The sequence below is a fragment of the Bacillus sp. JUb11 genome (assembly GCF_024807925.1).
Taxonomy (GTDB): domain Bacteria; phylum Bacillota; class Bacilli; order Bacillales; family Bacillaceae; genus Bacillus; species Bacillus altitudinis.
The window spans coordinates 287,389-310,751 of the sequence record NZ_JANUEZ010000004.1 but is presented as its reverse complement, the minus strand read 5'-3'; the positions used below and the strand labels follow the sequence as shown (position 1 = coordinate 310,751).

The following is a 23,363-nucleotide window of genomic DNA, read 5'->3' as shown; positions in this document are numbered from 1 at the left end:
TTGTAATGTACTTTTCGACATGGTTAAATAGCATCATTTTCCGTTTGAAATGGCAAAAAGTTTATGAAGCGATCAGACTAGCCATCTGAATATCTCAAATCCTAGCTTAAAACGAGTTTAATTATGTCAAAAACAGATTCTACTAAAAGGGATTCTGTGATATTCTTCCAAGGTATTGTAAAAGATAAGGGGGTCTTTTCATGTTTAAAAAGCAGGTCAAATCCTGTGTGGTTGTACTCATGGCCATCATTCTATGTATGGCTGTATTACCTGGGTACGAAGCATCAGCAGTTAGTAAAGGCACAAGTGTCAATGAAGCCATTGGGTTGAAAGATGGTGAAGTCATCTCAGGTACATTACAGAATGAAAAAGAAGAGTCATGGTACCAAATTACGCCATCTGCAGATGATGTGGCAAAACATACACATATGCAAATTTCTGTCAAAAGCAAACAAGTGTTATCTGTATCGGTCTACCCAAGTAAGGATAGAGCGATAAAGGATGACACTTATTCGAGATATCGTGTGGACACAGCAAGTGGAGAGACAGAAATCAACTTCCCGCATGCATGGTCAGGTCCTTACTATGTCAAAGTGCTGTATTTAGGTTCAGAGGAAGACAGCCGTGATGAGGAAGAGGATGCAGCATATACAATCGGGTATAAAGGTGCGAATCTTCCGCCATCTGAACCGATTTTCCCTGAAGAAGAAGAGCCAACGATCATCATTATTGAGAAAAAGCATGGACGTGAAATTCTTCAATCCATTCGTACGATCGAAGACAAACGATTCAATGAAACAGCCGATGGTCAGAAGCTTACACGTCTGCTACAAAAAACAAAGCCGTTTCTCAAATCTAAACTCATCAACAATCAAAAAAAGCAGCAAACGGTGTACAATCATTTGCTGACATTAAAATCATTGCTGAATGACGTAGAGAAAAATGGTGCATTCAGCGGTCATATCGTCACAGAGAAAGAGCAACAGGCGATCCGTTCCCTTTTTGATATGCTCAAAGATGCAAGTCCAGCCTATTTAAAAAAGGAATTAGAAGCAGTGGGGCAAAAACTAGGAATCGATCAGCTTGAAGGAAAATCGATCGGTTATGTATTAGAGAAACAAAAGCTTGTTCCAGAAGAAAAGGTCAACACAAACAAAATCATCTTTAAATTAAAGGATGGTCAAACGCTTCAATCCGCAAAAAAGAAGATGAAAGGCTACGGAATTCAAGAAAACCGTGTGACATCTCAGTCAGTAAATCCTTTATTTAAAGGAATGTATGTTTACGATGTACCGGCAGGGAAAGAATCAGCTGGCAAAACGCTTAAAGCAGGCACAGCTGTGATCAAAAGCACGGCGAGAAAGCTTTCTAGTATGCCGAATGTTGAATTTGCAGAGCCTGTACAAACGTATCGTGCGCTCAGCAATGACGCGCAGTATGGTTACCAGTGGCCGCTGAAAAACAGTGCGCAGAACAGTGGGAAAAAAGGCGCTGATGTGAAGTTTGAACAAATGAATACATTGATTGGTACAAGCAAAATGAAGCAAACGTTAATCGCTGTTGTGGATACAGGTGTCGACAGCCGTTTGTCTGATTTAAGCGGAACGGTTCGCACAGACTTAGGTGCCAATCTGATTGGCCGTAATAAAGATGCAATTGATGACAATGGCCACGGTACCCATGTGGCAGGTATCATTGCAGCAAAAGCCGATAATCATTACTCCATGGCAGGGCTGAACCAACATACAGGTATCATCCCAGTCAAAGTACTGGATGCGTATGGAAATGGAGATACAGAGCATATTGCTCTTGGCATTAAACATGCAGTGGACAAAGGTGCAAAGGTCATCAACATGAGCCTTGGCGGCTACTACAGCAAGGTCATTGAATATGCGATGAACTATGCTGCACAAAAAAATGTATTAGTGGTAGTGGCGAGCGGAAACGATGGCATTCCAGAAATGGGTTATCCTGCGACTTCCAAGTACGCCATGGCAGTTGGTGCAAGCAATCGCATGGATATTGCCGCTGAATTCTCAAGCTATGGGAAAGGATTAAGCATGTCTGCACCAGGGTCTGATATCCCAAGCTTAATGCCTGATGGGAATGTTTCATACCTGAGCGGGACATCAATGGCTACACCGTATGTTGCAGCAGCAGCAGGATTACTCCTTTCTAAAAATCCAACCCTGAAACCAAATCAAGTGAGAAATATTTTACAAAATACAGCGGATGATATTTCTTTTAAAGCTGTTGATGGAACAGACGACATTTTCTATGATGAATATGACGAGCCTGTTGTCGATCCGAAAATTCCGGGTATCGACTGGATGACAGGACATGGCAGACTCAATGCTTTTGCCGCGTTAAGTGCTGTTGAATTAAACGCATCAGTTAACAAAGTAGAAGATCAGCATCAAAAGGTGACAGGAAAGGCGAAAGCCGGCGCTGCCATTTCTGTGTATAGAGGCAAAACCCTGCTTGGAAAAGGCACGGCAAGCAAAAAAGGAACCTTTAGTGTGAAGATCAAGCATCAAAACAAAAATAAAGTGCTTCACATCAAGATGTCAAAAGGAAAGGCTGCGACTTCGCTCAAAACGGTCGTGAAAAAGGGCAAAGCGCCAGCTAAGCCAAAGGTGAATCGAGTAACAGTGAAAAGTAAAACGGTCAAAGGAACTGCGGGTGCAGGCTTGACGATCAAGGTGAAGAACAAATCAAAGAAAGTCATTCAAACGGTCAAAACCAATAGCAAAGGCGCATTTACGGCTAAAATCAAGCCGCAAAAAGCCAAAACTGTCTTGTATGTGACGGCTTCAGATGTGAGAAAAAGAGAAAGTAAAGCAGTGAAAGTTGTTGTGAAAAAATAGTCTTGTAGCTTCCCTTTTGAATAAAAAGGGAAGTTTTTTGTTTTTTACTGGAAAAATGACAATAACTGTCGATAGTAATATAGTAGGAAAAAAAGGAGGATTTATCGATGAAAAAAATCATGTTTGCTTTCTTTCTATCATTGCTTCTCGTTTTCCCAAGCTTTGCACATGCAGAGGAAACAGGAGCAGTACCAGCATCCGTACAAGTAACAGGCGTCACAGCAGCAGACGGTGGTATGGTCAATTACGGTTCTGGCAGTAAATATCGTGTAGGTTCATATTATCCAGCTACTTTTAAAGGAACATTAAAGGACACAAGTGGTCAACTCATGGCGAATCAGCCAATTCAGCTTTATTTTGAAGCAGCAATCAAATCATATGCTCAAACAGCGACAGGTACAACAGACGAGAATGGACAATTTTCACTAACGATTCAAGTTCCTGCAGGTGCAGGCTACCGTACATACAATAATGCAGGCTGGTCTACACATTACTACGATATCGTTCCAGTGACTTTCACTTCAAACGACATCACGCTATCTTCAAATGTGACAAGTGTGTACCATTTGGCATATACATCACGTTACTAATCTGCTAGAAGATGCGACTTGGCGCAAGCCCTGTCGTTTTCATAGAAAAAAGGATGTCAGCTAGTGACATCCTTTTCTTTTTGTTAGCAAACCTGCTGGGCGGCAACCGAAAGAGTCGCTAAACAAACACTCATGAGCCGTTTCTCCCAGATTCGATCGAGCATTGAGCTTTACATCTTGAGCTTTGATGGATAAGAACTTTGAATACTTGAGCTTTCAGCTTTGAACGTTCAGCTTTGAGCTTTTATCATGGATCATCCTAAGATGATCATCAGATGAGGAGGGAATGACCTTTCCCTCGGAGGTGTTTAGTCCTATCGATTTTCGGCTCACTAACAAAATCGACTAGTCGATCTGTATTTTTGTCAAGGTATTGCTTTCTGATAAGGAGAAATCCACTTCCATTTGGAAATCTTCAATCTCTTTCGAAAGCTGTTCAATCTTCACTCGAAGACGAAGAGGGTCAATGATCGCCGCCTCATTTTCAGCTAGGAATGACTTGACGATCTCTTGGTTGGCAGCGGCTTGTGTTTTTCCGTCTTTCCCAAATAGTGTTTCTAAATGTTGATCCAGTCTCTTTTTCACATCTTCATTGATTTGTTCTGACTGGTCAACCAGCTCTGTATAGACCTTTTTTAATTTTCGTAAATAACGAATATCGTAATCTATGGATGTCTTGCGTTCAATGGCTTCTGCTACGGTCATGCTAACACCCGCCACCTCAATCGTTGTCGTAGCATTCGACACAACGATGGCTGATTTAATGGCATTTCGGCGTTTGATTAATGCTTGAATCGATTGGTCATCTGCTTTTGCCTTTTTTTCTACTTCTTCTTGATTTTGAAATCCGTTCTGTATATGTTTCCCGATGATCAAACCACCGAGTACTGCTTCATCAATCGTTCGGCTGATTCTTTTATCTAACATTTTCAGTTCACTTAATGCTCTTGTAATGGTCATTTCCATATTAACGACAGCTCCCTTGATTCATCCTGAAAATCATAGATTCCTATCATATACCAAAATGTCTTTGTTTTTCTAGTGATATCCTTTTTTGGAACAAACAAAAAACCTGGTGCTATACACCAGGTTTTTCTCGTTTTTTCTGAATCCATGTTGTCACGTAATAGGCAGCATAGCAGAGTGCGATAAAAGGGATACCGCAGATAAGAGCAATACGCTGATTTGGATCAAAAGCAATGCCGATCACAGATGCAAGGCATAGGAGGAAGGCAGCAATCGGAACCACCGGATAGAGCGGGGTTCGGAAAGATAAATCATGAAGCTGTCCGCCATCCTGTAAGAATTTTTTGCGAAACATGAACTGTGAAGCTGCAATTCCCATCCATACAACAACAACGGCGAGTCCAGAGATTGAAACAAGAACCAGATACACCGTTTCAGGTGCGATGACACTCGATAGCAAAGAGAGAATGCCCCCAATCATACTCAAAATGAGTGCATTCAAAGGAATTCCCTTTGACGTCAATTTTGCCAGCTTTTTAGGCAGTGTCCGTTCTTCAGAAAGGGACCATAGCATGCGAGATGAGGCGTATAGCCCTGAGTTTGCAGCAGATAAAATCGCTGTCAGAATGACAAAATTCATAAAATCTGCCGCATACGGAATACCGATGCGATCAAATACCACAACGAAAGGACTTTTGATCACCCCGGCTTCTTCTACTGGAATTAAGCCGGCTAAGACCACGATCGTTCCGACGAAAAACAGGACAAGACGTAGCACAGTCGTGCGAATCGCCCGGGGAATGGTCTCATCTGGATTGACACTTTCGCCCGCAGCAATCCCAATCAGCTCAGTACCCGAAAAAGCAAAATTAACAGCCAGCATGGTCATTAAAATCGGTAAAAAGCCGTTTGGGAAGAGACCTCCATCTCCAGTGAAGTTAGAGAAGAACGGAGCGGCCTCACCGCCTTTTAGTGGAATCAATCCAAACATCGCCGCTCCGCCAAGAATAATAAAGAGAATAATAGCCATGACTTTAATGCTAGAAAACCAAAATTCCGATTCTGCAAAAAACTTAACTGTAAAAGCATTGAGTAAAAAGATGAGAAGCGCAAAAACACCGCTCCACATCCAAACCGATGTGTCTGGGAACCAGCGCTGCATTAAAAGACCTGCCGCTGTAAATTCTGAACCAAGTGCCACGGTCCATGTCAGCCAATAAAGCCAAGCCACTGTATAGCCAGTGCCGGGCCCAATGTATTTTGTTGCATATGTGTGAAAAGCGCCTGTAACCGGCATTGCGACAGACAGTTCACCTAAACAGAGCATCACGAGGTACACAATTAATGCCCCAACCAGATAAGCCAAAATCGTTCCCGCAGGTCCGGCCTGATTGATCGTATATCCTGAACTTAAAAAGAGTCCTGTGCCAATCACGCCACCTAAAGAAAGCATGAACAGGTGACGGCTTGTCATTTTTCGTTGATATTGTTGTGACTGATCTTTTTCTTGTTCCATGTCTTCCCGCCCTTTTGCTTAGAAGTATGTGTGTTGAGTCATGATGCTACGATGTTGCCTGTTTTAAGATATCTGTAATATCTTCTGGTGTCGTCCGGCAGCAGCCGCCGATGATTTGTGCACCGTCTTTATACCATTGCTGCGCACATTCACCAAATGTATGGTGAGACGTATCGCCGCTCCAAACCTTTTCCTCAGGATCATATAATTCCCCTGAGTTCGGATACACGACAATCGGTTTGCTCGTCCCTTTTTTCATCTCCTGAATAAGAGAAGACATATATTGCGGCGGTGTACAGTTTACGCCAACAGCAGCGATCTGCTCATATGGCTCAAGTGCTTGTACACAGTCTCTCAGCAGATCCCCTTCACTAATATGCTTGCCATCCTTTGCGCTAAACGTGATCCACGCATACACACCGCTGAATTCATCCTCCAGCAGTTTAGCGATGGCGATTGCTTCAATGAGACAAGGGATGGTTTCACAAGCGAGAATATCTGCACCAGCCTCTACCAATGCTTGAATTCTTGGTCTGTGAAAATCAATGAGCGCCTGTTCTGTGAGTCCGTAATTTCCCTTATATTCTGAACCATCAGACAAATAAGCGCCGAAGGGCCCCACAGATCCAGCGACAAATGGTTTCGTCCGCTCTTTACGATGTGTCTCATCCTGCCAAAACTGCTCACATGCTTCTTTTGCTAACGTGACAGATCGTTTCATTAATTCGATGGCTTCTCCTTTTGTATAGCCTTTTTCAGCAAAGCCATCAATTGTCGTTTGGTAGCTGGCTGTTGTTGCACAGTCAGCACCTGCTTGGAAGTAGTCCAAGTGTACTTGCTGAATCAATTCTGGCTGTTCAATGAGGATTTTGGCTGACCATAAACTGTCGTTTAAATCACAGCCCTTTCGTTCAAGCTCTGTTGCAAGTGCACCATCTAAAATCAAAGGTGTGTGAGCCTGTAAACGGCTTTGAATAGGATTCATATAAATCAAACAGCCTCCTTTGTCGATCGGAAATAATGGATATGATATGAGGCAGTAGTTTAAATGACTAAAGTGTTTTTGTCAAGGAGAGGAATAAGCATCATACGACGGAAAAACCCTGAAAACATGCGGGTTTGAGTGCATAAACATACAGTTGAAATAATAGAAAACCAAGTCATTGACAGCCTCTAAAAAGAGATATATATTATGGAAAGGTTCATTTCAGAAAGCTTCATCAAAAGGCGCCGTCTTTTGATTTTTATTTTGTCCAACGACTGTCTTCTTTCGTGCAGAAAGAGGGTTTTTTATATGCTTAGAAAAGGAGGAAAGAAGAAATTGAAAAAATGTGTAAAAGATATTGCAATGATTCTAGTTGGTTCTTTTTTATTTGCTGCAGCTGTGAACATGTTTGTCATTCCACTTGAGTTTGGTGAAGGCGGCGTAACGGGGCTGTCCATCATTTTCTACTATATGTTTGAGATTGCGCCATGGCTGACAAACCTTGTGTTGAATGCGATTTTATTACTTGTGGGGTATAAATACTTGGACAAGAAGACCACGATCTACACAGTGGTAGCTGTCGCAAGTAACTCTCTATTTTTACATTTGACCACTACATGGGTGGTGAATGTCCATGAATTGATCATTGGTTCTATTTTCGCAGGGATCATCATTGGTATTGGCATTGGTCTTGTTTTAAGAGCGGGCGGTACAACAGCGGGATCTGCCATTCTTGGGCGAATTGCGAATAAGTATCTAGACTGGAACGTGAGCTACGCCATCTTGTTCTTTGATCTGATCGTTGTTTTTGCTTCTTACTTTATTATTGGTGCGGAAAAATTAATGTTTACGATTGTGATGCTGTATGTGGCGACTAAGGTGATGGATTTCGTCATAGAAGGGCTTAACACGAAAAAAGCAGTGACGATTATTTCTTCATGCAAAGATGATATTGCAGAAGAAATCAATCACACCTTGGATCGAGGCGTGACCATTTTAAACGGTCGCGGTCATTATTCGAAGGAATCGAAGGAAATTCTCTATGCGGTTATTCAAAAGCAAGAGCTTATGCGTTTAAAGAAAATCATTAAGAAAATTGATCGAGACGCATTCGTTGTTGTCCATGACGTGCGTGATGTGTTTGGAGAAGGATTTGTGAATATATAAAAAGTGAAAAAAGACACCTCCACTATAAAGTGGGGGTGTCTTTTCATATGTTGAGTGATCTTATGTTTAAGGGACTATTTTTTCAAGGTATCATCTTTTTTCTCGTTACTTTTCAGAAAGAAAAAACGTATACACTCAGCAATGGCGGCTCCCACCACAAACAGGATGATGGGTGTAATGGTAAAAGGTTGTTTGAAGATGAACAAATACACGATATAACACAAAGTTAGTGTAATGACTAAAGTGAGATAATTACTCCACATTTTTTTCAAGGTCATCAGCTCCTCGTTTTTTAAGGTCTACCATTATTCGGTATTGGTTGGGTTGAAAAGAACTAGCCACTTTCAGCCGTTCTCATCACTTTAATTCGAGTTGAGTGTTTGTAAAACTTAGTATGAAGTTCATAAGGATACGCCATTGTGAATGAACTTCTTAATTCCATAAAATTCAGCTTATCCCTTTAAAATAAAGAGATTAAATGAGTTGTTTTCTATGATATTCGTTCCTGTGTATGTTTGTTGTCTACAATAGACACACGCTAGATTTATCTTGATCAGGTGAAGCCTTGAAGAAAGAGAAACTTCCTGTATGAAAATTTATAGGGACGTTGAGAGTGAAAAGTTGCAAAAGATACCTCTTGTCACATCATACTATGTATTGTATAGTATAAATGGTTAGGAGTTGTAATCATGAATGCACAATTAAAAAAAGGTTTACTTGAATTCTGTGTACTGGCGGTATTAAAGAAAGGCGATTCCTATGGTTATCAAATGATTAAAGATATGTCCCATTGTATTGAGATTTCAGAATCGACATTATATCCGATATTAAAGCGGTTAGAGCAAAACAATTATGTGGAGACCTATTCACAGGAACATAACAGTCGATTAAGAAAATACTACCGGATGACAAAGAACGGACGGGAGCATATCGCGCAATTTTTAGCGGAATGGGATCAAGTGATGGCGATTTACGACTTTATTTCTGGAGGACAGAGCAATGAATAAAAAAGAATTTTTAGCCAGCTTAGAGAAGCACCTGCATCGTCTAGGCGAAAAAGAAAGTGATCGGTTCATCGAGTATTACGATGAAATGATCGAGGATTATCAGGAAGATGGCTACAGTGAACAGGAAGCAGTTCATCAAGTCGGTCAGCCTGCCATTATTGCTGAAGGGATTTTAAAGGAACAAGGAATCAAAACCATTCAGGTGCCGACGTTTGGAGAAAAAGCCACAAGGCTCTCCATCCTCATTTTAGGCTTTCCGTTATGGGGCAGCATTCTAGCAACAGTCTTCCTGCTGATTCTTTCTGTGTATATGGTGATTTGGTGCGTTCCACTCGTGACAGGTACAATGACGCTAGTTGGTTTGCTCGGTGGTTTTTGGAGTATCATTGGTTCTCCATTTATTTTTCAGGATGGTTTGCATGTGGTGGTGACGCAGATCGGAGTTGGGATTCTTCTATTAGGTGTCGGATTATTAAGCGGCATAGCCACGGCGTATTTAACAAAGCTATTTGTGCAAGTGACTGTTCAAACCACTAAGGCATTCATGGGAATGTTTAAAAAGAAGGTCGTGAGAGTATGAACGTGAATGATTTAAAAAAGCAATGCATCAAATGGGGGATCATCTTCACCGTTGCCGGAGGAATTGTCATGGCAATTGGTTTTGGACTTTCAGGCTTTGATCTAGATGCATATCAAAACAATGACCAGAACAATGTGTTCCGCACGATCAATTGGAGCAAGCCATAAATGAAAGACCCGCTTATGCGGGTCTTTTTTTCGCTCTGGCAACAAAGAAAAAATAACAGCAAAGTGCGCCAAGGTCACAGAGCATAATAATCAGTCCCATGGGAAAGGCAGTCTGGCTTCCAGCTAAGCCGACAAGGGGTGTCATGCATGCGCCAAGAAGCATTTGTGCCACACCGATGAGGGCAGCGGCACTTCCAGCATGCGCACCGTGATGCTGCATCGCAAGAGAAGGAGCAGACGTGCCGACAATCCCAACGCTTGAGACCACAAAAAAGAGCGGGATGAGGATGCCATAAAGCCCTGCATCAATAGAGATCATCACACACAAGGTGACGCCCCCTAAAGCAGCTGTCAGCAGCCCAATGCGAAGGACTTTCTCCTCACCAATTTTCGCAGCAACGCGGGCAAATACTTGTCCGGCTGTGATGATGCCAAGACTATTCACCGCAAAGGCAGCACTGAAGCCCTGCGGAGAAAGGTTGAAAATCTCCTGCAATACAAACGGTGATCCAGAGATATACGCAAACATGGCGGCGAAGACAAGTCCTTGTGAGAGAGCATATCCGACAAAGAGTCGATCGCTCGCTAGAATTTTCATCGCACCTAGGATCTGTTTGAAGCCTCCAGTCTGTCTACGTTCCACAGGTAAGCTTTCTTTCAATGAAAACATCGATCTTAGAAGCATGAGCGCCCCGAGGATTCCTAGCAGAACAAACACACCCTGCCACGTCGTGAACCGTAACATTTGTCCGCCCACGATCGGTGCCGCTGCTGGAGCGACTCCGTTGACTAACATGAGCAAAGCAAAGAATTTCGTCATTTCTGAGCCTTCATAATGATCTCGTACGATGGCTCGTGCAATTACAATGCCTGCTGAACCAGCAAGTCCTTGAATCAGTCTTAAAAGAATGAATGTCCAAATTGATGTGACCACTGTACATAAAAGAGAGGCCGCAATAAAAATGATCAATCCAATCATGAGCGGCTTTCTTCTGCCAACTGTATCACTGATTGGACCTGCAATCAGCTGTCCAAGCGCAAGTCCAATCAAACAAGCCATGAGACTTAACTGAGACAGCGCCGTGCTTGCTTCAAAGTCACGGGCGATATTAGGTAAAGCAGGTAAATACATATCCATTGCCAGCGGTGCAAGGGCTGTTAAAGAGCCAAGAAGCGCGGCAAGGAGGAATCGATTTTTTTTCGATTCTTGGGGATAAGATAAAGAATTCATATGATGACACTCCTCGTATACGTCCTCAAATCAGCATAATGAATCAAGCTTTCCATTTCAATCAAAATTTTCAAAGAAAATTTCGTGCAAAATAATTGATCTTTAAAAGAAGACTCTTTACATTGAATGAGTAGAGAAAAGAATCAGATCATCGGCATGCAGTGATTGCATGATACGTATATCCATTCATAGACAAACAGGAGGTGCTGGCATGGAGCAGCAAGAGTTGATCATTCGTCAAGCGGTGAGTGAAGATCATGAGGCGATCACACATGTGCTGATCAAATCATACGCACAGTATGAGCCTCAATTTACAGAGGAAGGCTGGCAAAATTATTCTGCAGCCCTGCGAGCGGCTGTAGATAACCCAAACATGGAGTTGATGCTTGTGGCCGAGCTTGAGGGCAAGGTCGTGGGGACCCTTCAAATGTTCCGATCATCAGAACAGGCATATGACAAGCCGGAGATGGGCATTACTTCAGCGATTGTCCGGTTTTTAGGGGTAGATCCTGATGTGAGAGGAAAAGGTATTGCAGAGTCCTTGTTGCGTAAAAGTATAGAACTGACGCAATCGTGGGGCGAGAACGTCCTGTACCTTCATACGTCGGATAAAATGCAGGCCGCCATTCGTTTATATGAAAGAATGGGCTTTGAACGGGCACTTGATAAAGAATTTGTGAATCAAAATGGGACGCATGTGAAGAGCTATCAGTATGTGATCAAAAAAGAACAGCCGGCTGGCTCATAACACGCTGTATAAGAAGAGGAAGAGCATGTCCTGCATGGACGGGGCTCTTCCTCTTTCTCATGATACCCATACGTTCAGTGCCATATATGAAAAGCACCATGAGATTAATCCGAACATGACAAAGAATTTCAACACATGTTCATAAGGGGTCAGCTTTCGATCTCTTTTCGTTTTCACAAGCCGCCAGTAAAGGGCATAGCCACAAAAAACCAAGATGATTTGTCCGAGTTCTGCTACGGTTTCGATGATTGTGATTCCGTTCATTTGTTTTCACCTCACCATATGTCTTCCATAGGCAGCAGCAGTGAACCTTTATTTCTTCAAAAGAAAGCAGTGTATACTAGAATAAGAAGTAGATGCAGAAGGGGTTGTGACCGATTGTTTCCGCTATATGCAAATTCTTGGGAGGACGTCATTGAGAGAAAAATCAAATATGATGATCAGGTTGTGGAACATACGTGTCAGCTGTTAGATGCACAGGAGCAGCAAGTCGTGTTGTTTCATAAAATTCAAGAACCATTTACAATGGTTGCTGGTGATGGTACTGTCACGATTCCAAAAGGGAGTTATACGACCGCCTATTATTGGACGGACCGGCCTTACAATGTCTATTTTTGGCGGGATGATCAAGGCAATGAACTTGGCTCTTATTTGAATATCGTCAGACATACATGGTTTGAAGAACGGACGGTTGTTTTTGAAGATTTATTGATTGATCTACTCGTTCTTCCGAATGGTGATTTCTTTGTTTTGGATGAAGATGAACTGCCGGAGAGTTTAGCTTCCTTTGAACACGGCTCGGTTCATCGAGCACTCCGTGATGTCATCCATTCGTTAGCGCACATCCTCGATCAAGTGAGGCTGGATGCGAAAGGGAAGTATCATCACACCCTCTTTCAGAAGATGTTGAAATAGAAAAAACGATTCCTTGCTGAAAGGAATCGTTTTTTTATCAAACCTTGATCCGGTTTAGTCGTTTTTGTAAATCAGTTTTTGTTTTAGATGCTTTTAGTTGTTTGACCGCACTTTGAGCGGTTGCTTTTGTTTTCTTTGTTCGTTTGGCTTCGGCTTTTTTGACTTTTTGTTTGGCATCTGTCACTTTCTTTTGATAGTCGACTTGTTTTTTGACTTTGTCGAGCCGGTTTTGCAGGCTTGTTTTTTCTTTGCCTTTGGATAGCTTTTTAATAGCCGTTTGGGCACTTTTAATCGAGCCTTGGGTTTTACTTTTTTCAGCTGATTTGACCTTCGCTCGTGCGTCACGAATATCAATGGCTGTTTGGACTTTTTTGACTCGGTCAGTGAGTGCGGTTTTTTGCTTGCTGGCAGTGAGTCTGCCAATTTTCGTTTTGGCTTGATCAACATCTGTCTGTTTTTTAGATGTTTCGGCTGTCTTGACTGCGCTTGTCGCAGCCTTTAAAAAGGTTGACTGCGGCACATATTGCACGCGGCCATAGCCGAATTGTGGATCTTTTCCTTTTGCGCCAAGATCCACTGTATAGCTGCGCAATAAAGTACGGAGCTGAACATTTGTTTTCTTAGGATGTAGCTGTTTTAACAGCGCAAGCATTCCTGTGACATGTGGTGCCGCTTGTGATGTACCCGTTGCATACCAATATTCATTTTTCAAATAGGTACTGATGACGTTCTCGCCGGGAGCGGAAAATTCAATTCCTTTCCCCGTATTAGAGATGGAGGCGAGTTTGTCTTTGTCAGTCGTTGCGGAAACAGCAATGACGCTATTGTATGCGGCAGGATAACTAATCCCATTCTTCTTTCCATCATTTCCACTTGCAGCAACGACCAGCAGTCCTTTTTTGTATGCTTCATCAACTGCTGAACGTAAAATCGGAATGTTATCTTCAAAAGCTAGACTTAGGTTGATGATATCCATCTTATTGCTAATTGCCCAATCAATGCCTCGGAGCAGACTGTATAAGTCGCCTTCTCCTTTTTTATCTAATACTTTTACAGCATACAGCTTCACACCAGAAGCGACACCGACCGTACCGTAATCATTATTGAGCGCCCCAATTGTACCGGCGACATGTGTTCCATGTCCTTCATCATCTTTGTAAGAAGACGTGTAATTGACGAATGATTTACCGCCGGCTACCTTTAAATCTTCATGTGGGAAAATACCAGTATCGAGAACGGCTACTTTCACATTTTTCCCTGTCACGCCTTCTTTGATTGCTTGCTTTACATTGAGCTTCTGCAAGTTATAAGATTTTTGTACCAAAGCATCCTGACCAGTAGCAGCAGCTGTTTTTTTCACGGTAGAAGCTGCGAGTTTGACCCTAACGTTTTTTGAAACATAAGCGATGTTTGGGTCTTTTTTAAGTGAGGTGACAGCTTGCTCATCTGCTGTCACTGCTACAGCTGGAAGATGTATGTATTGAGCGTTCACTTTTTCACTTTCTTGAATAGCCGTTTGTTTTCCTTTTTGATTTTTATAGACGATGATGACATCTGTTTCTTTTGGTGGTGCAGCTGCCTGCGAATGGAAGGGCAAAGCAGTTGTCAAAGCAAGAAGAAACGCGATGACCACGACGATTTTCTTTTTCAAGGCAATGGCTCCTTGCATATGAGGTGACCTCCGTCTTTTTTTCTTTATTATATCGGAGAAATAAGATAGATGGTTAGAAGAATCATAGTCTAGAAAGAAAGTTTTTTTCACACGTATCCCGAAATTGAATTTCATAGAATTCTAGTAGACAATAGAGAGATCATAATATGAGAAAGAAGGACATGCCGATGAATGTAAAAGAGTATATGACGTATGATGCGACGGGACTGGCGTCACTTGTGCAGAAAAAGCAGGTCACGCCCGAAGAGCTTGTACAAGCTGCATTTACTAGATTGGAAGAAGTGAATCCAGTACTAAATGCGGTGATTCATACTAGACGAGATCAAGTGTTCAAAGACATGAAGTCACTAGATGCGGATCAGCCGTTTGCTGGTGTTCCGTTTGTGTTGAAAAATATATCGCAGGGGCTGGAGCATGAACCTTTGACGGCGGGTGCTTTGCTGTTAAAGGATGTAAAGGCGCAAACAGATTCCCACTTTGTCCGTCGATTGAAGCAGGCTGGACTCCTCATGATCGGTCATACGAACACACCTGAATTCGGATTGAGAAATGTGACAGAACCCTTTTTATATGGTCCGACGAGAAACCCTTGGAATGCTGACTATTCTCCGGGCGGTTCAAGCGGCGGGACGGCAGCAGCTGTGGCAAGCGGCATCGTACCTGCGGGTGGAGCGAGTGATGGCGGAGGGTCTATTCGGATTCCGGCATCCTTTACTGGTTTATTTGGACTCAAGCCAACAAGGGGGAGAACACCGGTCGGCCCGGGTGCAGGAAGGCAGTGGCAAGGAGCTTCCATTGACTTTACGCTCACAAAAACAGTTCGAGACAGTGCTGCCCTTCTTGATTTGCTTCAAGTCATTCAGCCAGAGGCTGCGTTCCAAACGCCATTATATGACGGCAGCTATCAGGAGGATTTGGTGAAACGAACCTCTTCTATGCGAATTGCTTACAGTGTAGACTCTCCAGTAGGCACGAAGGTGAGTGAGGAAGCAAAGCAGGCAGTCTTGAACACTGTGAAATGGCTGAGTGAACAAGGGCATCAAATAGAAGAAGTGAAGCCGGACATTGATGGTGTCCATCTGATGCAGCAATATTACGTCATGAACAGCGGTGAAATGTCTGCCTTATTTACCTCTCTGGCTCGTTCATTCGGGCGTCCGGTGAAGCCGGAGGAGACAGATATTGTGGCATGGGTACTGGCGGAAGCAGGAAAAAATGTGACGGCTGCTGCTTATACAGAAAGTCTTGATGCATGGGATATGGCCGCTGCAAAAATGGCCGCATTTCATCAAACCTACGATCTATATGTGACCCCAGCTACTGCCTATTCGGCTCCAAAGGTTGGCGAGCTGATGCATAACGATCAAGAAATGTCTGCATTGTTACGTGTGTCATCCCTTTCAATGCAAGCACAGCAGGATCTGATTTATGAAATGTTCCTCAAGAGTTTGACCTACACACCATTTACACAGCTGGCTAACCTAACCGGCCAGCCATCTATGAGTGTGCCAGTTCATCTCACAGAAGCAGGCATGCCTTTAGGCGTACAGGTGACAGCACCGAAAGGAAAAGAGGACTGGCTGCTCAGACTGGCGTCAGAAATAGAATCATCCTCATTATGGAAAGGAACGCATCCATTACTGAATCAATAACAATGGCATCGACGTTGGTCTATGGAGGAAAGGAGTGTCACACGTGAGTACGAAGGACAAAATCATTCAAACGGCCGCACTTCTTTTACGTAAACAGGGGTATCATGCGACAGGGTTGAATCAAATCATTAGAGAGAGCGGCACGCCGAAAGGATCTCTTTATTATTACTTTCCAAATGGAAAAGAAGAGCTAGCCATAGCAGCCGTTGAATATATTAGTCAAAGGGTCATCGATCAAATTGAAGAAAGCTTTGCCTATTCTGATGACCCATATGTCGCCGTCGATCATTTTATGACAAATATCATTCGGGGTTTTATGGAGCAAGAAAGTGAAAGAGGGATACCGATTGTCTTACTAGCGGCAGAGTCAAAACCTGAACATACAAAACTTCATGCTGCATGTAAACAAGAAATGATCCGCTGGCAAGAGCTTGTCAAAGAAAAGCTGATGAATAGCGGATATGATGAAACAAAAGCGGATGAGCGGGCATCTCTCCTTCATTCAATGGTCATCGGCGGATTATCAATGACTACTGCATTAAAGCAAACGACACCTTTAGAGCACGTAAAATGTTACCTTAGACACTTATTTATGCGAGAAGAGTAAAATCTCTCGCATATTGCCTATCTATTATATCAATTGGTCTATATAATAAAGATAGTCAATTAGTCATGAGGAGTGATGGGATGTCGGAGCAACCACAATCGATCAAGCAATCCGAAGATACCTCTTTTTATACCGTGTCCGGTTCGGGGGAGCTGTATGGTTTGGAAAATCAGCTTGTACATGTGCTGGCAGAAGCAAATCAAACAAATCAACTGTTTGAGCTTGTCTTAATCACAGGTGGGAAAGGTGCTTACTTTCCGCTGCATTGTCATGAGACGCTATTTGAAACCATCTTTGTGCTGGAAGGGAAGCTGGAAGTGATACTGGACGGTAAAAAGTATATGATGACGGCCTGTGATTATATTCATATTCCGCCCAAAACAATTCATGGCTATAGAATGCATAGTCACAAAACAAGGTTTATTTCTTATACACTGGGCGGGCAAATGACAGATGTCTATCTGCAAATCGGAAAGAGGCTGTTGCAGAATGAATGGCCGATGACTGATCACCCATTTGATGCAGACAGCTTTCATCAGGCTGAAAAAGAAAGCGATATCATGTTGATGCACGGCATTAGGGAGCTATCCAATACAACCAAGCCAGCTGTTTTGTTTCATAGTCAGCTCCCGCGCGCAGTGCAGCCATATGTGCTGGAGGCTGGTGAAGGAAAGCAATACATGGTCGAAGGTCAGCTTCATGAGCTGATTGCGACAACAGAAACAACAGGAGGCGGATTCAGTTATTTTGTGATTGAAGGGACAAAGGGAAAAGGCTTACGTCCGCATTATCATGAAGTGCATACAGAAGCACTTTATTGTGTTGAAGGCAGAATGAATCTTCAGTTAAACGGAGAAAATATTTGCTTGATGCCGGGGGATTTTGCTTATATTCCTCCGAATACCGTTCACTCGTATGAATTAGTGTCTCATTCAAATAAATTTTTGGTTTTGCTGCTGCCTGGGTATATTGAGCAAGTGTTTGAACAATTTGAAGAAGCACAAAGTCCAGGTATGTGCCCTTATTTTATACAGGAAGGGAACATGATGGAGGGTGGGGAGACCTCTGCTCAGTATGATTTGGTGTTTGTCGAAGAAAAATAGCTGTGTAACGCGTTACACATATTGAAGTAAACAACCTGCTGAATAAATCGGCGGGTTATTTTGTTTTCCCTTATGGAACAGCATCCCTATTCATATGCATGAACCATCCATTCAAGGTGAAGCTATAGAAATGATGACTTGAACTAAAGGAGGAAATGCAGATGAGAGCTGTCACCTATCAAGGGAAAAGCCGCATTGCGGTAAAGGAAGTAGCTGCACCATCTATACAAGATCGTGAAGATGTCATCGTTCGGATAACATCTACAGCAATTTGTGGGTCAGATTTACATTTATATCAAGGGAATTTCCCGCTTCCTATTGGCTATGTGATTGGGCATGAACCGATGGGGGTGGTAGAGGAAGTCGGGCCGGATGTCACTGCGGTGAAAAAGGGAGATCGTGTCGTCATTCCATTTACCGTGGCGTGTGGTCAATGCCAGTATTGCCATCACCATTTAGAAAGTCAATGCGATCACTCAAATCCCCATTATGATTCAGGCGGACTTTTTGGATACAGTGAGAAATATGGGAATTACCCCGGAGGACAGGCTGAATATTTACGTGTGCCCTTTGGAAACTATACACCATTTAAGGTGCCGGATGATTGTGAGTTAGAGGATGAACAATTGCTGTTTTTATCAGATGTTCTGCCAACTGCTTATTGGAGTGTAGAACACGCAGGTGTAAAAAAGGGGGATACGGTCATTGTGCTAGGATGTGGACCTGTTGGGTTAATGGCACAGCAATTTGCTTGGCAAAAGGGCGCAGAGCGGGTCATTGCTGTTGATTACATAGACTATCGCCTTCACCATGCAAAACGAATGAGCGGCGTAGAAGTATTTGATTTTACAGAAGACCCTGACATGGGAGAAACCCTAAAAGAGCTCACAAAAGGTGGGGCGGATGTTGTCATTGATTGTGTGGGGATGGATGGGAAAAAGTCACCGCTTGAAAAGATTGAACAGAAGCTCAAGCTGCAAGGCGGAACGATAGGGCCCATTCAAATTGCCACAAAAGCCGTGAGGAAATGCGGGACTGTTCAGCTGACGGGTGTGTATGGAGGTCTTTACAATATGTTCCCATTGGGTGCTTTTTTCGCAAGAAACGTCACGCTGAAAATGGGACAGGCGCCAGCGAGAGGGTACATGTCAAAGCTTTATCAAAAAGTGACAACCGGGGAAATTGATCCTAGAGCGATCATCACACATCAAATACCGCTAGATGACGCAGCTCATGCGTATCACATATTCAATGAAAAACAAGATGATTGTATAAAAGTCATCTTAAAGCCATAAAAAGAAGGCTTAGGATATTTCCTAAGCCTTTAATGTGCGCTCGTCCATCATTTTTTCGATTAATTCAAAAAATGTTTTTTTATCTTCTTCTGATAGGTGATTGAACAGTTGATTGACAAGCAGCTGACGATTGTCGATCATTTGTCTGGCGATTTGTTCACCTGATTCAGAGAGTGTAATCCATACCGTACGGCGGTCATTGTTATTTCTAGAGCGGATAATCAGCCCTTCATCTTCTAAGTGATTGAGAGCGGTTGTTGTTGCGGAGGGAGATAATGAAACTTCCTGCAGAATATTTTTCACAGTACATGATTGATGGCGGTAGATGATGCGTAAAATAAACCCTTTTACATTCGTGACGTTTTTCGGGATATTCTCTTCATCTATTCGTTTCGTCGCCTTTAAATACTTTGTCAGTGCATGGTCTAACAAACTTGCCTCTAGCTCGAAATGTTGCATTCTCCATACCTCTTTTCCTATTGCATTCGCATTTTCCGATCAATTACTAGGTCTATCTTATCATAATAAGCATCATCATTTAAACCAAAATGGAAGACGGCTATAAAATTACCTATATTATCAATTAATAAAAGGAACAATTCCAAAATGAAATGATTTTACTTTCACCTCTTTTTATTTTAGAATGTGAATGAGATAAAATCTGCCAATCCAATTCTCTGGAAATTGGCTATTGGACATCAAACGTTTGGAGATGAAGATATTGAATACTTTACAGGCATTACTAAACGACAGAATGGAACGCTCTTCACAAATTGAAGCGGTAACTGGCGGAGGTGTGTCTTATACATTTGAAGAATATGCAAAACGCATTGATCAGCTGGCACATTACTTACACCGTAAAGGAATTCGAAAAGGTGACCGGGTGTGCTTTATTTGTCAAAACCATCATCACTTTTCTACGATTATGCTGGCAGCCATTAAAGCAGGTGCAGTCGCCGTACCGCTTAGCTGGCAGCTTACCTCTTTTGAGCTAGAAGGTATCTTGAAAAAAGCAGAGCCAAAGGCTTTATTTTTTGACCGTGAATTCCGTGACATCATTGCGGCAGTGAATGTGTCTTTAGAAGATTGTCTCATGGTGGAATCTGGTGTCAATGCGAAAACAACACAGCTGTTTGAAGACATATTGGCGTCTAATGATGGAAGTGATCTTGCTGAAGAGGTATCAGAAGAAGATTTGGCCATGATTTTATTCACTTCAGGTACAACAGGCAATCCAAAAGGCTGTATGGTCGGACATGGACGAATCTATCAATTTTTAACACGACGTGGGAATCGAGGATTTGATCTGAAAGGAAAACGGTACTTGGCAAGTCATCCGCTGTATCATATGAGTTCTATTAATCACTTGATTGCAGCTGCAATTGAAGGGTATACGTTAGTCTTCTTACATGATGCAACACCGAAACGCATTTTAGAAACGATTGAGAAAGAAAGAATTACGTTTATGATGGCTTTCCCATCAGCTTATACGTACATGCTAGAAGAAATGAAGCGCGGTTCGTACGATCTCTCATCTTTTGAAATTGCGATTTCTGGTGGTACGAAGGTACCGGTACGCTTAATTAAAGATTACAAAGAAGTAGGCATTCAGATGATGCATGGCTATGGAAGTACAGAAGCGTGGGTTGTGAGTGCGTGGCATCCAGCGATGGGCGAGGATAAGATGGGCTCTGCTGGTAAAGTGGATCCGGATGTAGAAGTCAAAATCGTGCATCCTGAGACAGAAGAGGCGCTCCCAGCTGGAGAAATTGGCGAGGTCGTCATGAGAAGCCCATTTTATTTCTTAGGCTACTATCATCAACCTGAAGCGACAGAGAAAGTGCTCAAAGATGGCTGGTTCCATATGGGGGATGCAGGCTATCTGGATGAAGACGGTTTTCTTTACATCACAGGGAGATACAAAGATGTGATTCTATACGGTGGGGATAATATTTATCCTGACCAAGTGGAAGAGGTCATTGATCAAATTCCAGGTGTAATTGAATCTGCTGTCATTGGGGTACCAGATGACTTATATGGTGAAGTACCAAGTGCGTATATCGTAAAAGACGAATCTGTCGATTTCTGCGAAGAAGATGTGGTGAATTACTGCAAGGAACGTTTAGCAGATTACAAAGTGCCATCCATTCATTTCACGCAGGATCTGCCAAAAAATAAACTTGGTAAAATCATGAAGAAAGATTTACGTGAATTGGTTGTGAATGCGTAGGACCTATTCTGCTATAATGAAATTTGAATGATTTTTTTGTTTTTCTAACGTTTTGGAGGGAAAGGGTTTGCGACATATACTTCGTAAGAAACACATTCACGATTTGTTAGAACAGAGCAGACAGCAAAAGGTAAAGAAAACACTGGGCGGGCTCGATCTCACGCTCCTTGGCATAGGGGCTGTGATTGGGACGGGGGTCATGGTGTTAACCGGAATTACAGCAGCTAAGGATGCAGGACCGGCTGTTATTTTCTCCTTTGCGATCGCAGCGATTGTGTGCAGTTTAGCAGCACTTTGTTATGCAGAAATGGCTTCCGCGCTGCCTGTGTTCGGCAGTGCGTACATTTATTCATATACCACAATGGGTGAACTCGTAGGTCATCTCATGGGATGGACGTTATTATCTGTTTATATGCTGACTGCTTCAGCTGTAGCGAGTGGCTGGTCGAGTTATTTTAACAGCCTGCTGGAGGGGTTTGGAATCTCAATTCCACATCAATTTTTAGCTGGTCCAGAACAAGGCGGATATATGAATTTGCCAGCAATTATCATTGCTTTACTCATTGCGTGGATCCTATCTAGAGGAACGAAAGAAAGTAAAAAATTCAATAATATCATGGTGTTTGTGAAACTTGGCATTATTGTTCTTTTCATTGTAGTAGGTGGTTTTTATGTAGAGCCAGCCAATTGGCAGCCGTTCATGCCGTTTGGTACGGAAGGGATTATTGCTGGAGCCGCTGCTGTGTTTTTTGCCTTTTTAGGATTCGATGCCATTTCAGCTTCTGCAGAAGAGGTGAAAAATCCACAGCGGAACCTGCCAATTGGCATTATTGGTTCATTGCTCATTTGTACGATCATTTATATTGTCGTTTGTTTGGTCATGACAGGCATGGTGCACTATACGAAGTTGAATGTGACAGAGGCGATGTCTTATGTATTGCAAAGTGTCCATCAACATAGCGTGGCTGGTATTATTTCTGTCGGTGCTGTGATTGGATTGATGGCTGTGATTTTCGCCAATAATTATGCGGCAACTCGAATTGCTTTTGCGATGGGGCGGGACGGACTCTTGCCTAAAGTGTTTTCTAAAACAAACAAAAGTGATACACCTGTTGCAAGTATATGGGTGATTGGCGGGATGACAGCTGTTATTTCAGGGTTTATTGATTTGAAGGATCTGTCCAACCTAGCCAATATCGGTGCATTATTAACGTTTGCGATGGTGAGTTTATCCGTACTCATTTTGAGAAAGACACATAAACAGCTGGAAAGGGGATTCCGGGTTCCGTTTGTACCGGTTTTGCCAATTATCTCGATGGGGTGTTGTGTGTTTCTGATGCTCAATTTACCAGGCCGGACATGGCTGTACTTCGGGGTTTGGCTGATTATCGGTGTCGTCATGTACGCAGCGTATTCTAACAAACACAGTGAATTAGCGAAATCTGCTTGAAAAAAAGGTGCAAATCCGTTGACGATTTGTGCCTTTTTTCATACGATTTGGGATAAGCTATATAAGAGATAATGAACGGAACAAGAGGAGGATGAGGGAAATGATCAGCGTTAGTCCTTATATTGTCGTAGAAGACGTCAAAGAATCTCTTCAATATTATCAAGGAATTTTTGGCGGAGATATTCGTATCTTAAATGAACATCAAGACCGTGTATTGCATGCTGAGCTGCACCTTGGAGAATCACTGCTCCACTTTTCAGATACATTTGGCCGCACACCAAAACCAGAGAATCTTCGATTGATCATGCAGTTTGACAATGAGGAAGAGTTAAAGGCTGTATACGAGGCGCTTGAAGCTGACGGAGATGTCCTTGTGGAATTACAGGATACGTTTTTTGGCGCACTTCATGGACAAGTACAAGATCGGAAGAATGGTCTGATATGGGTGCTGAATTATATGAAATAAAGACGTTTTGCGTGAAGACAAACCCTCGCATTCGTTGTCAGTAATCTGAGACCTTCACCCTTGTGAAGGTTTTTTTGTGAGTGTTTTTATTTTCTGAAAAATGGAAAATATGCTATGTTGGAAGAATGATAAGACATGGGGAAAGGGTG

At 42.6% G+C, this 23,363-nt stretch carries 22 protein-coding genes; 15 read left to right on the top strand and 7 right to left on the bottom strand.

All coding sequences use genetic code 11. The annotated features are described in order from the left end of the window. Positions 1-200: 200 nt before the first annotated feature. Both M2369_RS09740 and M2369_RS09735 read left to right on the top strand, forming a co-directional pair. Positions 201-2,867: a S8 family peptidase gene (locus M2369_RS09740; RefSeq protein WP_259254093.1), complete on the top strand. Its 2,667-nt coding sequence runs from the start codon at positions 201-203 to the stop codon at positions 2,865-2,867. A gap of 107 nt (positions 2,868-2,974) precedes the next feature. Next, complete coding sequence (locus M2369_RS09735) at positions 2,975-3,457, top strand: DUF2059 domain-containing protein (protein WP_007498435.1); 483 nt, start codon at positions 2,975-2,977, stop codon at positions 3,455-3,457. Between the two features lie 345 nt (positions 3,458-3,802). Here the strand turns inward: M2369_RS09735 and M2369_RS09730 are convergent, their stop codons facing one another. From M2369_RS09730 to mmuM, 3 genes are all read right to left on the bottom strand, one after another. Further along, positions 3,803-4,423 carry a hypothetical protein gene (locus M2369_RS09730; RefSeq protein ID WP_144668299.1) on the bottom strand — a complete coding sequence of 207 codons (621 nt, stop codon included), beginning with the start codon at positions 4,421-4,423 and terminating at the stop codon, positions 3,803-3,805. A gap of 112 nt (positions 4,424-4,535) precedes the next feature. Then, entirely contained in the window at positions 4,536-5,939 is a 1,404-nt protein-coding gene (gene mmuP / locus M2369_RS09725; RefSeq protein ID WP_039166448.1) for an S-methylmethionine permease, read from the bottom strand. A gap of 46 nt (positions 5,940-5,985) precedes the next feature. After that, positions 5,986-6,924, bottom strand: a complete 939-nt coding sequence (gene mmuM / locus M2369_RS09720) for a homocysteine S-methyltransferase (protein WP_259254092.1) — start codon at positions 6,922-6,924, stop codon at positions 5,986-5,988. A gap of 336 nt (positions 6,925-7,260) precedes the next feature. Here mmuM and M2369_RS09715 point away from each other — a divergent pair, with 336 nt between their 5' ends. The 4 genes from M2369_RS09715 to M2369_RS09700 all read left to right on the top strand — a co-directional run bounded on the left by M2369_RS09715 (position 7,261) and on the right by M2369_RS09700 (position 9,845). After that, the gene (locus M2369_RS09715; RefSeq protein ID WP_025206673.1) at positions 7,261-8,091 is read left to right on the top strand and encodes a YitT family protein; all 831 of its coding nucleotides are present in this window, start codon (positions 7,261-7,263) and stop codon (positions 8,089-8,091) included. Between the two features lie 689 nt (positions 8,092-8,780). Then, positions 8,781-9,098 carry a PadR family transcriptional regulator gene (locus tag M2369_RS09710; protein WP_025206674.1) on the top strand — a complete coding sequence of 106 codons (318 nt, stop codon included), beginning with the start codon at positions 8,781-8,783 and terminating at the stop codon, positions 9,096-9,098. Then, positions 9,091-9,678 (top strand): DUF1700 domain-containing protein, encoded by a 588-nt coding sequence (locus M2369_RS09705; RefSeq protein WP_041091193.1) that lies wholly within the window; start codon positions 9,091-9,093, stop codon positions 9,676-9,678. Before M2369_RS09710 ends, M2369_RS09705 begins: the two co-directional genes overlap by 8 nt. Beyond that, entirely contained in the window at positions 9,675-9,845 is a 171-nt protein-coding gene (locus tag M2369_RS09700) for a hypothetical protein (RefSeq protein ID WP_162835678.1), read from the top strand. The genes M2369_RS09705 and M2369_RS09700 overlap by 4 nt, the downstream gene beginning before the upstream one ends. A gap of 13 nt (positions 9,846-9,858) precedes the next feature. Here M2369_RS09700 and M2369_RS09695 read toward each other — a convergent pair whose 3' ends face one another. After that, on the bottom strand, positions 9,859-11,076 hold the full coding sequence (locus tag M2369_RS09695) for a multidrug effflux MFS transporter (protein WP_048001339.1): 1,218 nt from the start codon (positions 11,074-11,076) through the stop codon (positions 9,859-9,861). Positions 11,077-11,287: 211 nt separating this feature from the next. Here M2369_RS09695 and M2369_RS09690 point away from each other — a divergent pair, with 211 nt between their 5' ends. Further along, positions 11,288-11,824, top strand: a complete 537-nt coding sequence (locus tag M2369_RS09690) for a GNAT family N-acetyltransferase (RefSeq protein WP_008342165.1) — start codon at positions 11,288-11,290, stop codon at positions 11,822-11,824. Between the two features lie 57 nt (positions 11,825-11,881). On the opposite strand, the gene M2369_RS09685 is transcribed toward M2369_RS09690, so the two are convergent. Beyond that, on the bottom strand, positions 11,882-12,088 hold the full coding sequence (locus M2369_RS09685; protein ID WP_008342164.1) for a hypothetical protein: 207 nt from the start codon (positions 12,086-12,088) through the stop codon (positions 11,882-11,884). A gap of 114 nt (positions 12,089-12,202) precedes the next feature. Between M2369_RS09685 and M2369_RS09680 the strand changes: the two genes are divergently transcribed. Further along, a complete protein-coding gene (locus tag M2369_RS09680; RefSeq protein ID WP_259254089.1) occupies positions 12,203-12,739 on the top strand; it encodes a ribonuclease FAU-1 family protein in 537 nt (178 codons plus the stop codon). 37 nt (positions 12,740-12,776) lie between these two features. Here the strand turns inward: M2369_RS09680 and M2369_RS09675 are convergent, their stop codons facing one another. Further along, positions 12,777-14,390 (bottom strand): S8 family peptidase, encoded by a 1,614-nt coding sequence (locus M2369_RS09675; RefSeq protein WP_235123200.1) that lies wholly within the window; start codon positions 14,388-14,390, stop codon positions 12,777-12,779. A gap of 188 nt (positions 14,391-14,578) precedes the next feature. Here M2369_RS09675 and M2369_RS09670 point away from each other — a divergent pair, with 188 nt between their 5' ends. The 4 genes from M2369_RS09670 (at position 14,579) to M2369_RS09655 (ending at position 19,068) form a co-directional block, all read left to right on the top strand. Then, a complete protein-coding gene (locus M2369_RS09670; RefSeq protein WP_048003133.1) occupies positions 14,579-16,063 on the top strand; it encodes an amidase in 1,485 nt (494 codons plus the stop codon). Between the two features lie 43 nt (positions 16,064-16,106). Further along, positions 16,107-16,670: a TetR/AcrR family transcriptional regulator gene (locus M2369_RS09665; protein ID WP_024719023.1), complete on the top strand. Its 564-nt coding sequence runs from the start codon at positions 16,107-16,109 to the stop codon at positions 16,668-16,670. Between the two features lie 80 nt (positions 16,671-16,750). Further along, positions 16,751-17,773: a quercetin 2,3-dioxygenase gene (locus tag M2369_RS09660; RefSeq protein ID WP_144679707.1), complete on the top strand. Its 1,023-nt coding sequence runs from the start codon at positions 16,751-16,753 to the stop codon at positions 17,771-17,773. A gap of 161 nt (positions 17,774-17,934) precedes the next feature. Next, a complete protein-coding gene (locus M2369_RS09655; RefSeq protein WP_058336307.1) occupies positions 17,935-19,068 on the top strand; it encodes a zinc-dependent alcohol dehydrogenase in 1,134 nt (377 codons plus the stop codon). Between the two features lie 21 nt (positions 19,069-19,089). On the opposite strand, the gene M2369_RS09650 is transcribed toward M2369_RS09655, so the two are convergent. Continuing rightward, positions 19,090-19,527: a MarR family winged helix-turn-helix transcriptional regulator gene (locus M2369_RS09650; RefSeq protein ID WP_007498406.1), complete on the bottom strand. Its 438-nt coding sequence runs from the start codon at positions 19,525-19,527 to the stop codon at positions 19,090-19,092. Positions 19,528-19,789: 262 nt separating this feature from the next. Between M2369_RS09650 and M2369_RS09645 the strand changes: the two genes are divergently transcribed. The 3 genes from M2369_RS09645 (at position 19,790) to M2369_RS09635 (ending at position 23,214) form a co-directional block, all read left to right on the top strand. Then, complete coding sequence (locus M2369_RS09645; protein WP_061417791.1) at positions 19,790-21,298, top strand: class I adenylate-forming enzyme family protein; 1,509 nt, start codon at positions 19,790-19,792, stop codon at positions 21,296-21,298. Between the two features lie 67 nt (positions 21,299-21,365). Continuing rightward, the gene (locus tag M2369_RS09640) at positions 21,366-22,748 is read left to right on the top strand and encodes an amino acid permease (RefSeq protein WP_019743569.1); all 1,383 of its coding nucleotides are present in this window, start codon (positions 21,366-21,368) and stop codon (positions 22,746-22,748) included. 100 nt (positions 22,749-22,848) lie between these two features. Next, positions 22,849-23,214, top strand: a complete 366-nt coding sequence (locus M2369_RS09635; protein ID WP_008342155.1) for a VOC family protein — start codon at positions 22,849-22,851, stop codon at positions 23,212-23,214. Positions 23,215-23,363 lie beyond the last annotated feature (149 nt).

Coding starts and splice junctions, on each gene's coding strand:
- M2369_RS09705 (WP_041091193.1), top strand. CDS start 9,091: ATGAATAAAAAAGAATTTTTAGCCAGCTTAGAGAAGCACCTGCATCGT.
- M2369_RS09635 (WP_008342155.1), top strand. CDS start 22,849: ATGATCAGCGTTAGTCCTTATATTGTCGTAGAAGACGTCAAAGAATCT.
- M2369_RS09685 (WP_008342164.1), bottom strand. CDS start 12,088: ATGAACGGAATCACAATCATCGAAACCGTAGCAGAACTCGGACAAATC.
- M2369_RS09700 (WP_162835678.1), top strand. CDS start 9,675: ATGAACGTGAATGATTTAAAAAAGCAATGCATCAAATGGGGGATCATC.
- M2369_RS09660 (WP_144679707.1), top strand. CDS start 16,751: ATGTCGGAGCAACCACAATCGATCAAGCAATCCGAAGATACCTCTTTT.
- M2369_RS09710 (WP_025206674.1), top strand. CDS start 8,781: ATGAATGCACAATTAAAAAAAGGTTTACTTGAATTCTGTGTACTGGCG.
- M2369_RS09690 (WP_008342165.1), top strand. CDS start 11,288: ATGGAGCAGCAAGAGTTGATCATTCGTCAAGCGGTGAGTGAAGATCAT.
- mmuP (WP_039166448.1), bottom strand. CDS start 5,939: ATGGAACAAGAAAAAGATCAGTCACAACAATATCAACGAAAAATGACA.
- M2369_RS09695 (WP_048001339.1), bottom strand. CDS start 11,076: ATGAATTCTTTATCTTATCCCCAAGAATCGAAAAAAAATCGATTCCTC.
- M2369_RS09655 (WP_058336307.1), top strand. CDS start 17,935: ATGAGAGCTGTCACCTATCAAGGGAAAAGCCGCATTGCGGTAAAGGAA.
- M2369_RS09650 (WP_007498406.1), bottom strand. CDS start 19,527: ATGCAACATTTCGAGCTAGAGGCAAGTTTGTTAGACCATGCACTGACA.
- M2369_RS09730 (WP_144668299.1), bottom strand. CDS start 4,423: ATGGAAATGACCATTACAAGAGCATTAAGTGAACTGAAAATGTTAGAT.
- M2369_RS09735 (WP_007498435.1), top strand. CDS start 2,975: ATGAAAAAAATCATGTTTGCTTTCTTTCTATCATTGCTTCTCGTTTTC.
- M2369_RS09740 (WP_259254093.1), top strand. CDS start 201: ATGTTTAAAAAGCAGGTCAAATCCTGTGTGGTTGTACTCATGGCCATC.
- M2369_RS09670 (WP_048003133.1), top strand. CDS start 14,579: ATGAATGTAAAAGAGTATATGACGTATGATGCGACGGGACTGGCGTCA.
- mmuM (WP_259254092.1), bottom strand. CDS start 6,924: ATGAATCCTATTCAAAGCCGTTTACAGGCTCACACACCTTTGATTTTA.